7 protein-coding genes and 2 tRNA genes are annotated in these 13,757 nt (G+C 61.8%); 5 read left to right on the top strand and 4 right to left on the bottom strand.

Annotation, left to right across the window (positions count from 1 at the left end; genetic code table 11):
* Positions 1-11: 11 nt before the first annotated feature.
* From BM400_RS15985 to BM400_RS15970, 4 genes are read left to right on the top strand one after another with little or no spacing between them, the layout of a single operon-like run.
* The gene (locus BM400_RS15985; RefSeq protein ID WP_141223966.1) at positions 12-884 is read left to right on the top strand and encodes a GntR family transcriptional regulator; all 873 of its coding nucleotides are present in this window, start codon (positions 12-14) and stop codon (positions 882-884) included.
* Positions 877-5,331, top strand: coding sequence for a hypothetical protein (locus tag BM400_RS15980; protein ID WP_089840587.1), 4,455 nt, complete (start codon positions 877-879; stop codon positions 5,329-5,331). Before BM400_RS15985 ends, BM400_RS15980 begins: the two co-directional genes overlap by 8 nt.
* Complete coding sequence (locus BM400_RS15975; protein WP_089840585.1) at positions 5,331-7,289, top strand: FAD-dependent oxidoreductase; 1,959 nt, start codon at positions 5,331-5,333, stop codon at positions 7,287-7,289. The genes BM400_RS15980 and BM400_RS15975 overlap by 1 nt, the downstream gene beginning before the upstream one ends.
* Positions 7,290-7,298: 9 nt before the next feature.
* Positions 7,299-8,447, top strand: coding sequence for an acyltransferase family protein (locus BM400_RS15970; RefSeq protein ID WP_089840582.1), 1,149 nt, complete (start codon positions 7,299-7,301; stop codon positions 8,445-8,447).
* Positions 8,448-8,509: 62 nt separating this feature from the next.
* Here BM400_RS15970 and BM400_RS15965 read toward each other — a convergent pair whose 3' ends face one another.
* From BM400_RS15965 to BM400_RS15950, 4 genes are all read right to left on the bottom strand, one after another.
* Positions 8,510-8,956 (bottom strand): hypothetical protein, encoded by a 447-nt coding sequence (locus BM400_RS15965; RefSeq protein WP_089840580.1) that lies wholly within the window; start codon positions 8,954-8,956, stop codon positions 8,510-8,512.
* A 95-nt stretch (positions 8,957-9,051) separates the two neighbouring features.
* Positions 9,052-9,126, bottom strand: a tRNA-Cys gene (locus BM400_RS15960).
* 90 nt (positions 9,127-9,216) lie between these two features.
* A tRNA-Gly gene (locus tag BM400_RS15955) sits at positions 9,217-9,291 on the bottom strand.
* Between the two features lie 47 nt (positions 9,292-9,338).
* Complete coding sequence (locus tag BM400_RS15950; RefSeq protein WP_089840578.1) at positions 9,339-11,270, bottom strand: hypothetical protein; 1,932 nt, start codon at positions 11,268-11,270, stop codon at positions 9,339-9,341.
* Positions 11,271-11,443: 173 nt separating this feature from the next.
* Between BM400_RS15950 and BM400_RS15945 the strand changes: the two genes are divergently transcribed.
* Positions 11,444-13,618 (top strand): beta-glucosidase, encoded by a 2,175-nt coding sequence (locus BM400_RS15945; RefSeq protein ID WP_089840575.1) that lies wholly within the window; start codon positions 11,444-11,446, stop codon positions 13,616-13,618.
* The last annotated feature ends 139 nt before the right edge of the window (positions 13,619-13,757 follow it).

Genomic DNA, 13,757 nt, shown 5'->3' with positions numbered 1-13,757 from the left:
GGAGACGGCGCTTGAAAAAGAGACAAGGACGTGAAGCAAAGAAAGTAACTCCAGCAGTCACAAAACGTGGGGATGGGTTTGTACCCCTGGATAAGAACAGCTTTGAGCCTCTGTACTTTCAGATGCAGAAGCAGATGGAGCAGAAGATCCGGTCGGGAAAGCTGGCGGTGCATGATCCGCTCCCGGGTGAGGCGGAGCTTTCGCGTATCTTCGGGGTGAGCCGGATGACCTCACGGCAGGCGTTGCAGGGCTTGACCGCGGATGGGTTTGCGTATCGCGAGCGTGGGCGTGGAACGTTTGTGTGCGCGGCGAAGGTGGAGAAGCATATCGCGCATCTGCTGGGCTTCAGCGCGGAGATGAAGCTGCTGGGGCTGAAGGCGAGCTCAAGGGTGCTGGCTTCGGCTACGGTCAGTGCCTCACCGCAGATTGCAGCGAGCCTTCAGGTTGATCCGCAGGCTCCGTTGACCATGCTGCACCGGCTGCGTTTGGCGAATGGAGAGCCGATCGCGATTGAGCAGGTGTGGGTGCCGCAGACGCGATTCCCGGAGATCGATAAAGTCGACTTCGCGAAGGCTTCGCTCTACGACACGCTGCGGGATCGTTATGGCGTGAGGATCGGGTCGGCGAACGAGACGATCGAGGCGCGGGGCGCGACGAAGGCGGAGGCTGCGCTGCTCGGCGTTGCTCTTCGGGCGAGCTTGTTGGTGGTGTCGCGTACGCTGCTGGATGGCGATGGGCATCCCGTGGAGCTGGCGCACTCGATGTATCGCGGCGACCGGTATCGCGCTGTGCTGACGATTCCGGCGACAGGCATGGATGCGAAGGAGAAGGTAAATCTTCCGCGAGACCGCGTGAAGGTGAGGAGGAGTAAAACGCTTGCGTGAGGACATTCTGTTCGGTCAGGTTTCGAGGCGGCGCTTCCTGCAGACGAGCGCTCTGTTTGGGGTGGACGCGGCTTCGAGCGCATGGCTTCCGGAGGCATTACAAAGAACCGCGCTCCAGCATGCGAAGAAGATCTCGCTGCTGGAGGACGGTGGGTTGACGGGGTCTGCCTGGGGATGGCAGTTCACCGGTGGGGCGTCGGTGGCGAAGGGTGCGGGGCGCGGCGGCCTGGGTGCCATTCATGTGAAGAGCGCAGATGGAGATTATGCGCGGTTCCTGGTGCTCGGGCCTGTGGTGGGAGCTACGTATACGTTGTCGGGTTGGGTGAGGACGGACGGGATCGTCGCCGCGGAAGAGGGCGCCGGGGCCTACGTCGCGGCCTCGCAGTTTGAGTTCCAGGGCCGGCCCACGGAGTTCACTGTCGATGGCAAGCAGGCGGTGGAGATTCGTTATGGGAACTACGTGGGCACGGGTGGATGGAGGCGATTTACGCAGTCGGTGAAGTGCTTGCCGACGACGGCGTGGTTTGAGGTGGTGGCTGGGTTGTACCGGGCTTCGGGAGAGGCCTGGTTCTGTGGATTGACCTTCGTGGAAGGTGCCGAGGGCGCAGCGTTTGAAGACACGATGACGGCGCGTGAAGCGGCGATGCTGGCGCATCGATCGTCGGTACGGAGTGGTGGGCGGGTACGGCCTCGGGCGGCGATTCTCGAGGAGGCGGGGCTGCCGGTCAAGGGCGCTTTGACGGAGCCGAAGCGGCTTGCGAAGCTGCTGGGTGACACGCATGACGTGGCGATGATTTCGGCGTCCCAGATGGCGGATGCGGCGCAGTTGAACCGGAAGCATTTCGATCTGCTTGTGCTTGGGTATGGTGAGACGTTTCCCCTGGCTGCGCGGGAGTCGATGCTTGCATTTCTGGCCGATGGAGGTGATCTGCTGACGACCGGCGGCTATGCATTTCAATCGCCCGTGGTGATGCAGGATGGTCAGTGGCGGTTTGTGAGCGAGACGCTGAAGGCGGCGACGAAGAACGTGCTGCCATCGTTTGCGGACGTGGGGTGGAAGGGGACGAACGCATTGGTCGCGGGAACGGTGGCTCGTCTGACGGTGCCGAAGCACGTGTGGATGCAGGGCGCGGAGTGGCACTACGACTTGCCGGCGACCGGGGATGGCAAGCAGTATTTCTTTGCGGCGCAGTGGCGTGTGATGGATGTCGAGGCTGCTCCCGATGGTGTGGCGTCGATTGGAGTGGAGCAGCTTGATAAGGCGGGAAACCCTTCGTATGCGGCTCGTTTGACCTTTGCCGATGCGGTTGGCACTTCGGACTGGACGCGTGTGGAGCGGTTGTTTTACCTGGTGCCCGGGTGCGTCACGCTGCGGGTGAAGGTGGCACTGAAGAATGCTTCAGGTTCGGTGGAGGTGATGGATCTCCGGCTGGAGGAGCGTGCGGAGCAGGTCAGAATCAACACGGCGTTTGGATGGCCGGAGGATTCGCTGACTGTGACGGGCAAACAGCTCGGGTTGTTCGATGCGGACTACCGCCTGAAGAGGGTCGCAGGGCTGCGGAGTTTGCTGGATGGCGTGCAGAGCGCGGAGGCCGTCGAAGGGTATGCGGCGAGCGGCGTTGTGGGAATGAACTATGCGCGCTGGACTCCATTGCTGGTGGCGTTTGACGCGAGTGGGAGGAAGCGTGGCGCGGCGGGGGCGCTGATGCACCATCACCACGGGCCTTATACGCGCAGCTCGTGGGCTTTTTTTGGAGTGGAGAACAAGGATGTCTTCGCGACGAAGGCTGGGGTGTCGGCATTCGGGGCCGCGGCGAAGGCGCTGGCGCGGAAGTGTTACCTGCATAGCGCTGAGACGGACTATGCGACGTATCGCGATGGGGAAGCGGTGCGGATGCGGGCGTTGGTCAGCAACTACGGGTTGCTGGCTGCGAAGCTTCGGCTGCGGGTTTCGGTGATGCACGGCGAGATGTTGGTGCATCGCGTCACCCGTCCGGTTGTGATGGCGGTGGGCGAGACGATTGCTGTCGAAGAGACGTGGCGTGGTTCGTTGGATGGCGAGCAGTATGCGGTGCGGATGGAGTTGATGGATGTTTTTTTTGTGCTGGACTCTATTGAGACGGCCTTCAATGTCTGGAGAGATGCGACGCTGAAGGCCGGGATGGCGGTCGCGTTTCGCGAGAACTACTTCCAGGTAGAGGGCAAGAGCGTGTTTCTGCAGGGGACGGACGACTACCTGCATACGTTCATCGATCAGGATGAGAATCCAGGGACTTGGCTGAAGGATGCGCAGGGGTGTCGCGATTCGGCCATCGATGTGTATGAGAACCTGATGGGGCTGCGCGGGCCGCAGCATCGTCCTACGGAGACCTGGTGGCGATGGGTGGATGCCATGCTGCTGAATACCCAGAGGGTGGGCGGCATCTTCTTTCCGGGGATGTTGGTGTTCAGCAACACGGCCGTGAGCGACGTGGATCTCGGCGACCAGAAGGCCTATGTGAAGGCCTTTGCGAAGCGGTACGGCGGTGCCGCGGGCATCATGTACTACCTGAATGGGGATCTGCAACTGCACGATCCGAACCTGCCCGATCTGCAGAAGCTCTACAACGAATTTTTGACGACGAAGTATGGAACGGACGCAGCCTTGCGGACCGCGTGGAAGGTGTCTCCTCCGGAGGTTGGGCTAGGTAAGTTGACGATCAGGCATGGATCGAGCGACTGGCATGACGTGCGCACGCTGGATGATTTTCAGTTCCGCACGTTCCTGGTGCGGCGCTGGTTGAATGCGATGCATGACTCCATTCGCGAGGTCGATACCGTGCATCCCGTGACGGCTGAGTTCTATCAGTCGCCGGTGTCGGGGATCGATCTGCTGACGGCGCTGGGCAAGTTGGAGCTGGCGAATTTTGGCTACTTCAACGGGAAGGATGAGGACTCCTACCGGTTTCCGCAGATTTGCCGGTTTCTGGACCAGAGCATGCGCGGGAAGGGAATCAACGTCGGCGAGTTCGGCGTGAAGACGCATCCGGCATGGAACGATACGGGCTATTACATTGAGGCGCGCACGGAGGCGTACGAGCAGAGCTACTTCCTGTCGCTGGCGCACTATGGCTTTGCGCTGGGTGCGTCGAAGATTCAGAACTGGTGCTGGAAGTATCCGGCGGACCTGCCGTTTGAGTGGGGCATCAACTATCCGAATGAGATGGTGCCTCGGGACGTGCGCGCCTTTTACCGGAATAGCGGGATCCTGTTCCGGTCGTTGCGACCGCGGTACGAGGCTGCTGAGACGGTGATGCTGTTGGCGAGCGACAGCCGAATGGGTGGGCAGGGCCATCGCATCGTCGAAGGGCAGTTGAATGCGATTCGTCTGCTGATGGATGAGAATGTGCGATTCGGGACGCTGACGGATGAGTTTCTAGAGGAGCTTCCGCCGGGGGTGAAGACGATCTTCTATCCGCTGCCATACTGTCCCAGCGATGCGATTGTGGAGCGGCTGGAACGGTTCGTCAAGGAGGGTGGACAGCTCTATGTGTCGGGTGACATCAGCTATGACTCGTTGCGGCAGAGGACGAGGACGGATCGGCTGCGGCGACTCTGCGGCGTGGGATTCATTGCGGAGCGTTACGCGCCTATCGACTACGGCAAGGGCGCAATCGGGACGGTAGCGCAGGGTCTGTGGCCTGCCTACGACGCGGCTCCTTCCATGGAGATGAAGCTGGAGGGTGCGCGTGCGTTGCTGATGGATGTCAGCGGACATCCGGTGGTGACCGAGCATGGGTATGGCAAGGGTCGTGTGATGTTCTCCGCGGACCCGATCGAGCTGCATGGAGATCCTCGCTACCAGTCATATGGGCACGCTTTCTATCGGGCTCTTGTGAATGCGTTGAAGGTTCCGGCGGAGAAGGTTGAGGGGCAGGGTGTTCATTGCTTCCGGGTGCCCTCGCAGGATGCGCGTCAGGTGAAGGTGTTGGTGAATCATGGCGCGAAGAGGGAGGCGGTGACGGTCGATGGCGTGCGGCTCGTTCTGGAGACGCATCTGCCTGGAGTGGTGGTGAGCGAGGCGGGTAAGGGCCTGCAGGCGGTGGAGAGCTCCGGGGATGTGTTCGAGAACGGGAGTGCGTTGATCTCGAGCGATCTGCACATGATGGCGATCGCGTTCGACCGCGAGCCGCTGGCGTCGGCCAAGCGCGTGCTGCTGCTGCCGATGGGAACCGGGACGATGACGCTACATACGAAGCATGCCTTGGTGAAGCCGGTGTTGCTGATGGGCGAGATCGTCGATGGGCGTTGGAAGCAGTATGCTGTCCGTCCGCTGCAGGGTGAAATTGCGGTGGATGCGGAGCTTTCTCTTTCGATGCTCCTGGTGTGTGAGGAAGCGGACCGCGCGGGGACGATCGCGGAGATGGAGGTGTGGATGAACACACCGTGGAAGCTGGGGGAGGCTTGATGCTTGTACGCGTGATGGCTGTCTGGATGGTGTGTGCTTCGGTGATGGCGCAGGAGCCGAAGAGGCTGCTGGATGTGATGAAGGTGTCGGTCGACGGCGCGCCCGGTGCTGCGCTGGTGGTTCCGGTCAAGGGGCCGGTGCATGAGGTGTCCTGCGAGATTGTGATTGTGGGCGCGGGACTTGGTGGGGTGAGCGCTGCTCTTGCGGCGACGAAGGCGGGTCATACGGTTTGCATGACGGAGCCCACGCTCTGGGTGGGCGGGCAGGCCACGTCGCAGGGCGTGTCGGCCTTCGATGACAACAAGTGGATCGATACGACGGGTGGGACGGCGAGCTACCTGGATCTGAGCCATCGCATACGCGCCTATTATGCCGGGTTCCGGCGGGACAAGACGGTGAGCGTGGAGCAGTCGATCCAGGGATCGATGTCGAACCCAGGTGGATGCTGGGTGGGACGGCTTTGCTTTGAGCCGGAGCCGGCGGAAAAGATTCTGAGGGAGATGCTGCAGCCGGCGATTGCCACAGGCACGCTGAAGCTCTGGACTCACACTGTGCCGGTGGAGGTGCAGAAAGACAAACGACGCTTCGAAGCGGTCGTCGCGTATGACTTTGGCACGTCGTCGTGGCTGAGGCTGAAGGGGCAGTACTTTGTAGAGGCGAGCGAGCTTGGGGAGTTGCTGCCTCTGAGCGGGACGCCCTTTCGCAAGGGCGCGGAGGCGCAGTCGGAGACCCATGAGCGCAATGCGCCGGTTGTCGCGGACCCGCATGCCAGCCAGAGCTTTACGTATCCGTTCATCCTGGAGAAGGCTGCGACGCAGGGCGGATTGGGTGAGGTTAAGCCACCGCAGTATGAGAGCTTTCTGCCGCACTATACGATGGTGGTGGACTACGGCAAAGGGAAGCTGCTGACGTACGGGTTCTATGAGGCGAAGAAGGGGCTGCCAGGGTCGTTCTGGGTGTACCGGCGTTCGATCGACGCGGCGCGGTTCGATCCGGCGAAGTTTCCGGAGGATCGGGCGATGATCAACTGGAGCAGCAACGACCATTGCGATGCGAATCTCCTGAGCGATGATCCGCAGCTCCAGGCCAAGGCTTTGCAGGATGCGAAGAGGGCTTCGCTGGGGTTTGCATGGTGGATTCGGCATGAGGTTCCGCGTGATGGCGGCGAGGGTAAGGGATATCCGGAGCTGGCGGTGATGCCGCATGCGATGGGCAGCGACGATGGGTTGTCGCAGCATCCTTACATCCGGGAGTCGCGGCGGATCGTGCCTTTGCGGACGATCGTCGAGGAGGATCTGGCGGTGGACTTTCAGCCGGGTGCGCGGGCGGCGCTGTATCCGGATAGCGTGGGGATTGGCTGGTATCCGATCGATATTCATAGCTGCGACCGGCAGGACTTCGTGTCCGCGTCGAAGCCGTATGAGATTCCGCTTGGTTCGCTCATCGCGAAGGACGTGGACAACCTGATGGCGGTGGGTAAGGCAATGGGGACGACGCATATTACGAATGGCGCGTATCGTCTGCATCCCACCGAGTGGGCCGCGGGCGAGGCCGCTGGAGCCACGCTGGCGTGGGCTCTGGAGCACAAGGTCGGGCTGGCGGCGATCGATGGGGATAAGACCCAGATGGCTGGTTTGCAGAAAGCCCTCGTGCAGAAGGGGCATCCGGTGTTCTGGTACGACGATGTGCCGGTTGCTTCTCCCGGGTTTGCCGCGATGCAGATGGGGGGCGCGCAGCGGTGGTGGACGGCGGACGCTACCACGCTGCATGGCGAAGGGGACGCACCCATGACGGAAGGCGAGATCGTGGCCGCGCTGGGCGGCAGGCCGAGCGCTCGAGCAAAGATGGGACAAATGACGTGGCCGGATGTGCATGCGCTCGGATACGATACCGGGATACGCACAGGTGTCGTTCGCAGGCGGGAGTTCGCGAGCTGGATGCTGGAGCGAATGCGCTAAGAGGTGTCCATGGCAACGTTGGTCCGTGAAGAGGTCAAGCCGGGCAGGGTTCTTTCGCTCGATGTGGTGCGCGGCATTGTGATTGCGTTCATGATTCTGGTGAACGACGCCGGTGGCCGGGAATCGTACGCGCAGCTGGAGCATGCGGCATGGAACGGATGGACGCTGACGGACCTGGTGTTTCCGTCGTTTCTCTTCATGGTCGGCATCGCGGTGGTCTTCGCGACCGAGGCGCGGTTGTCGAAGGGTGAGACGAAGCGAACGCTGATGCGACATGCGCTCTATCGCTCCGTGGTGCTGTTCTGCTTCGGGCTGATTGTGAATGCGTTTCCCCTGTTTCACCTGTCGACATGGCGTATCTATGGCGTGCTGCAGAGGATTGCAATCTGCTACCTGGTGATGTCGGCGGCTTATCTGCTGAGCAAAAAGGCCGCGGTCTTTGTGGGGATTACGGTGGCGTCGCTGGTGGGCTACTACGTGATCATGCGATGGATTCCGGTGCCGGGATATGGAATTCCGGGACGCGATGTGCCTCTGCTGGATATGGATCACAACTGGGTCGCGGTCATCGACCGGGCGATCATGCCGGCGGCTCGTCTCTACCAGAGGGTGCGCGATCCGGAGGGTTTGCTGAGTACGCTGCCTGCTCTTGGAACGGCTGCGCTTGGCGTGCTGACGGGCCTTTGGCTGCGGAGTGCGCGTCCTGCCGTCACGAAGGTCGTTGGTTTGCTCGCGGCGGCGGTGTCGGGGATTGTGCTGGGAGAGATCTGGAACATCTGGTTCCCGATCAACAAGAAGATGTGGACGAGCTCGTATGTGCTCTTCGCAGCCGGCTGCACGCTGCTGCTGCTGGCGGTCTGCTACTTCCTCTTCGACGTGAGGAAGGCGCGCAGGGAGTGGGCTTACCCTGCGCTGGTCTTTGGATCGAATGCGATTACGGCCTACATGGTGTCGGAGCTACTGGCGGGCGCCCTGGGAGCGATCCGGTTCGAGAGCGGCGGAGCGACCACGAATCTGCACCGATTTATCTTCGATGGTGTGTTTGCGCATATTGGCTCACCTGCGTTCGCTTCGTTGTTGTTTGCGCTGGTGTATGTGGGCGTCTGTTGGATTCCCAACTGGGTGCTCTATCGCAAGAAGATCTTCCTCAAGGTGTGACACGAAAAAGGGCGGAGCCAATGGAGGCTCCGCCCTTTCTTCTGTAAAACGCAATCGAGCGGCTAGCGGCGTCCGCCGCCGGAACGACCGCCCCCACCGCCGACGTGTCCTGCGGCGTGCTCATTGCCGGCTTCGTGTCCGGCGTTCCCGACATGACCCTGGAAGTCGCGAGCCTCGTTGCCGTGAAAGTGATTGAAGGGCTGCTCACCGCGGTCAGGGAAGGGACCCGCGTAGCCATGATGGGGATCGTAGCGGTTGTCGACGTGTCCATAGAAGCCCTGGCGGCCGTGGTACCAGTGGCCTGCACCGATGAAGGCGCCGCCGATGAACCAGTCGGGTCCGTAGAAGCCGTAGGGAGCGCAGTTATAGGGCGCGTAGTCGAAGTATCCATAGGGGCATACGGGTTCCGCTCCGAACTGGATCGAAATCTGCGCAGGGGATGCAGTGTGGGCGAAGAGGAAAAAGCCTGTGGCAAGGCCGAGCATCGTGAGAGATTTGCGAACGTTCATGGGTACACCTCGGAAGGTGAGATGCGGGAATGCTTTCCGGGGGATACCTGAAAAGTGAGGGTCGTCTCAGTTTTGATTTTCTGGGAAGGAACTTTTGGAGGCGCGGGTCGGGATCGAACCGACGCATAAAGGTTTTGCAGACCTCTCCCTTACCACTTGGGTACCGCGCCTCGTGTCATCTGATACGACTCAAACGGGGCCTGATGGGGATTCACGCCTGCCTGAATTGTATGGAGAGTGTATCGCAGATGAGGTTTGTTTGGAGCGGGAGACCGGGGTCGAACCGGCGACATCTTCCTTGGCAAGGAAGCACTCTACCACTGAGCTACTCCCGCTCGTACAAGATCAATTATACCGAGGCTTTGACCCGAGGTCAACGTGCCTAGTCGGTGCGTTGGGAAGGGGGAAGATTGAAGGCGACACGAGGCCCTGCGATGTCGCCCACACGATGACGAACCACGTGAGGCGTGACCAGGATGACGAGCTCGCTGGTGTCTCTGGTGGCGTTCTGCTCGGTGGGAACCTGGAAGCCTGGAAGCTCCGATAAACCGGGCAGGCCGGTCACGGCAGAGGCTTCGCTCTTCGAAAGCGTGCTGGCGAGAAGCGCGGATTCCCCGTCGGCAACGGTGACGTCGGAGGTGAGGGTCCGGCTGTTGAGGATGGGGATGTTGTTGAGGGAACCGGAGCCCAGCGCTTCAAACTTGAGATCGAGATGGAGGAAGATTCGACCCGACTTTTGCACAGTCGGCGTCGCCTTGAGCGTGAGACCGAGATCCTCGTAGGAGATCTGCGGGATGGTCGTGGTGCTGTTGGTGCCGAGGTATTGCGAAAGCAGCGAGGCGGCGCTTGTGCCGTTGACGCTCACACCCGCAAGGGACGAGGCGCTCGGGGTGCTGTAGGTCGACGTCGTGATGGGGTAACGGGAGCCGGAGCGGAAGATGGCCTGCTGGCGGTCGCCCACACGCATCTGGACGTCGTCCAGGGCGTGCGACTCGGTGGAGTTGAGGCTGAGATTGAAGTTGAACACCGAGGAACTGGTGATGCCGGTCGTGGTGAACTGATTGCTCACCGCTCCCGTGGTGGTGTTGATGCTGCCGCCGAAGATCGCGAGGGTGCTCGAAAGCAGGGAACTGGAGACCAGGCCCGAGGCGATGAGCTTGAAGGCGATGGCGACATCGGAGTCCGTGGAGCTGATGAGCCCTTGCGAGATGGCCTGGTTGACGAGGCTCTGGTTGGCCTGAACGAGGGCTGCCGCGGCGGCGCTTACGTTGTACGCGCCAAACTGCGGAGGCTGGAAGCCGATGTCACGGCCATGGGTGATGTCGACGGAGTAAACCTTGAGTTCGAGCATCACCTCCGAGCCGCCGTCGAGCAGATCGGCGAGGACGAGGTTGATGGCCTTCAGGGTCTCCGGGGTCGTGCGTAGAACGAGCGAACTCTGGGCCTGTTGCACGGTCAGCAGCTTGACTTCGAACAGGTTGCGGACGACATTGGCGAGGTCCTGCAACTGGGTGATGGTCTGCCCCGGAATATAGATCGTTTCGAGGACCAGATGATCGAAGCGAGTGTGGTTTTCGACCGTCTCTTTGGCGATGAGCAGGCTTTTTTCGTCGAGCGGCACGCCGAAGACGTCACCCATGGCGAAGAGGACGGGGACGGCCTGATCGTAGGTGACGTCTTCGAGGTCGAAGCGGACCTGCTCGTTGCTTGCGGACTCGTCGAAACTCACCTTCATGCCGTAGGCGCGTTCCACCTGCGTGATGGCGTCTCGCAGAGTGCCGTGGATGTGAAAGGACTTTCTTGATGTCTTATCGGGTTGGATGGCGATGGCATCCGCAAAAGCCGTGGCCCTGGGGAGCTGGGTCTCGATGGTGACGGCTGCGGGCCGGGGCGGAGCGATCTGGTGCTGCGCGACGATCGGATCGCGGGGATCGAGCGCCCTGGCCTCGGCGAGGAGTGCATCGGCCTGGACGGGGTGCCCATGCAGACGCGCGTCGGCTGCCTTGTGGACAAGCTCGGTGAGGCGGTGCTCACGCGCCAGGGAGATGGCCTGCGCATAATCCGGGTTATTCGGATCGAGGGCTGCAGCGCGGGTGAAGTCCTGCTCGGCGGTCGCGGCATCACCATGGTCGAGCGCCCTGGCCCCGGCGAGGTAGGCGTCGGAGGCAGCCAGGGATCTGCCTTTGGGCAGCGCGGCGGCCTGGGAGGTGACGGGCGTCGTGGGGGCTTGCTGACCCTGCGCGTTCAGCATGAGGGCCAGGGCGCAGAGGGCTGCGGCAGCTTGGCGGGCTCGGCGCTGGGTGGAAAGGGTCATCAACTAAAGTTTAGACGGATGTGGCTCGGGAAGGGAGAGGGAGGGTTTTGCCCGGGAAACTTCTCCGTGGACAATCGTTTGATTCGATTCAGGGCACGGCATCGGTTTTCCTTACCAAAATCGTTTCATATGGTTAGACTGTTGCTCTATCGAGAGAGAGTTTCTGGAGGCTTATGAGATATATTCGTTCGTCTGGGTGGGTTCTGGCCGTGGTGGCCTGCGTTGCGATCGGGGTGCAGGGCGCCGTGGCGCAGGGAGCGAATCTTCCCTGGAAGGACAAGACCCTCTCGGCGGATCGGCGAGCGGATCTGGTGGTGAAGGCGATGACCTTCGACGAGAAGATTCGGATGGTGCATGGCATCGGGTGGGGTGTGCTGCGCCCGGGCGATCCGGTGCCGGCCGATTCGAATCATGGCGCAGGCTTTGTGCCCGGGATCGCGCGGCTGGGGATTCCGAAGATCGATCAGGCGGACTCCGCGGTTGGGATCAGGCAGGCGGCATACGATGCGCGCTACGCGACGCTGTTGCCGTCGGTCCTTGGTCTGGCCAGTAGCTGGGATCTGGACGCGGCGGACCTCTACGGAAAGGTCATTGGGAGAGAGCTGCGAGCGTGGGGGACGAATATGTCCATCGGCGGCGGCATGGACCTGACGCGCGAGCCGAGGAATGGACGCAACTTCGAGTATGCCGGCGAGGATCCGGTGCTGGCGGGCAACATGGTCGGGCAACTGGCCATCGGGGTGCAGTCGCAGCATGTCATGGGAGACATCAAGCACTACGCCCTGAACGACCAGGAGACCGGGCGGACCACGGTTGACGTGCTGATGGACAAACGAACTATGCGCGAGACGGATCTGCTGGCGTTTGAGATTGCGATCAAGAAGGCGCAGCCGGCGGGTGTGATGTGCTCCTACAACCTGGTGAATGGTGATCATGCCTGCGAGAGCGACTATCTGTTGAACGAGGTGCTGAAGAAGGAGTGGGGCTTCAAGGGCTTCGTGGTCTCGGATTGGGAGGCGACGCACTCCAACGTGAAGGCCGCCAACGCCGGGCTCGACATGGAGATGCCGGGGGAGGACTACTTCGGCAAGGATCTGCGGAAGGCGGTTGAGGATGGCAAGGTTCCCATGGCCCGCCTGGACGATATGTGCCACCGGATTCTGCGCAGCATGTTTGCGGCGGGCGTGGTGGACGATCCGTTCGTGCGCAGGGTCGTCGACCCCTTCCAGGGCCGCGAAGATGCCCGGCATATCGCAGAAGAGAGCATTGTGCTGTTGAAGAACGATGCAGGCATGCTGCCGTTGCACACCGGAATCCAGAAGATTGTGCTGATCGGCGGCCATGCGGATGTTGGAGTTCTGTCGGGTGGCGGGTCGGCGCAGGTGGACGCTCCGGGTGGCGATGCCGTGACGCACGAGGCGAGCCGCGGCTGGCAGAAGACGGTGTACTTTCCTTCCTCGCCGATGAAGGCGATCCAGAGGCTGGCTCCCGGGGCGGAGGTGGTCTTCGTTTCGGGAACGGATAAGGCCGAGGCAGCGCGCATGGCGACGGGCGCGGATGTGGCGATCGTCTTCGCGACGCAGCCCATGTCGGAGGGCCACGATGCGGCCACGCTCGCTCTGCCGGACGCGCAGGATGAGCTGATCGCGAGCGTCGCGGCGGCGAATCCGCATACGGTGGTGGTGCTGGAGACGGGCGGGCCGGTCTCGATGCCCTGGGTGGGCAGCGTGCGGGGCGTGATGGAGGCCTGGTTCCCCGGCATCGGCGGTGGAGAGGCGATTGCGGATCTGCTCTTTGGTGCGGTCAATCCGTCCGGCAAGCTTTCGATCACGTTCCCCAAGAGTGAAGCGGACCTGCCGATGCCGGTCATCCCGGGAATGCAGAAGCGCGATGCGAACGGCGACGTGAAGAACGTCTTCGACATGAGCTACAAGGAAGGGCTGGCGGTTGGGTACAGGTGGTACGAGGTGAGCGGTCACGTGCCGCTGTTCGCCTTTGGGCACGGGCTCTCCTACACGAACTACCGGTACTCCGGGCTGAAGGTGAGTGCCACCGGCGTGCAGTTCGAGGTGACGAATACAGGTTCCATGGCCGGGGCTGAGGTGGCGCAGATGTATGTGCGTCTGCCGGCTGCGGCGGGCGAGCCATTTCAACGTCTTGCGGGCTGGGCGCTGGTCAGGCTGGCCCCGGGAGAGACCAAGACGGTGACGCTGCCGCTCGACCGGCGCTACATCTCGGTGTGGGATGTGGCGGGCAACCGCTGGCAATTGACGCCGGGCGAGTATGGCGTGCATGTAGGCGGTGCCTCGGACGACGCCGGATTGAAAGCGACGGTGCCGTTGAAATAAACCCTTCCGGTTTGCGCGGAGTTACATCAGATCGGGAACGTAACCATTACTTTTCTCGACGTTTTGCCGGCTGAGACGATAGCCTAATGCTGGAACGCACCCTCTGGGCCCCAAGTGTGCATCCAAGCTGATGAGGAGA

This window comes from Granulicella pectinivorans, assembly GCF_900114625.1.
In the GTDB taxonomy this organism is placed as follows: Bacteria; Acidobacteriota; Terriglobia; order Terriglobales; family Acidobacteriaceae; genus Edaphobacter; species Edaphobacter pectinivorans.
This window is presented reverse-complemented; position numbering and strand designations above follow the sequence as displayed.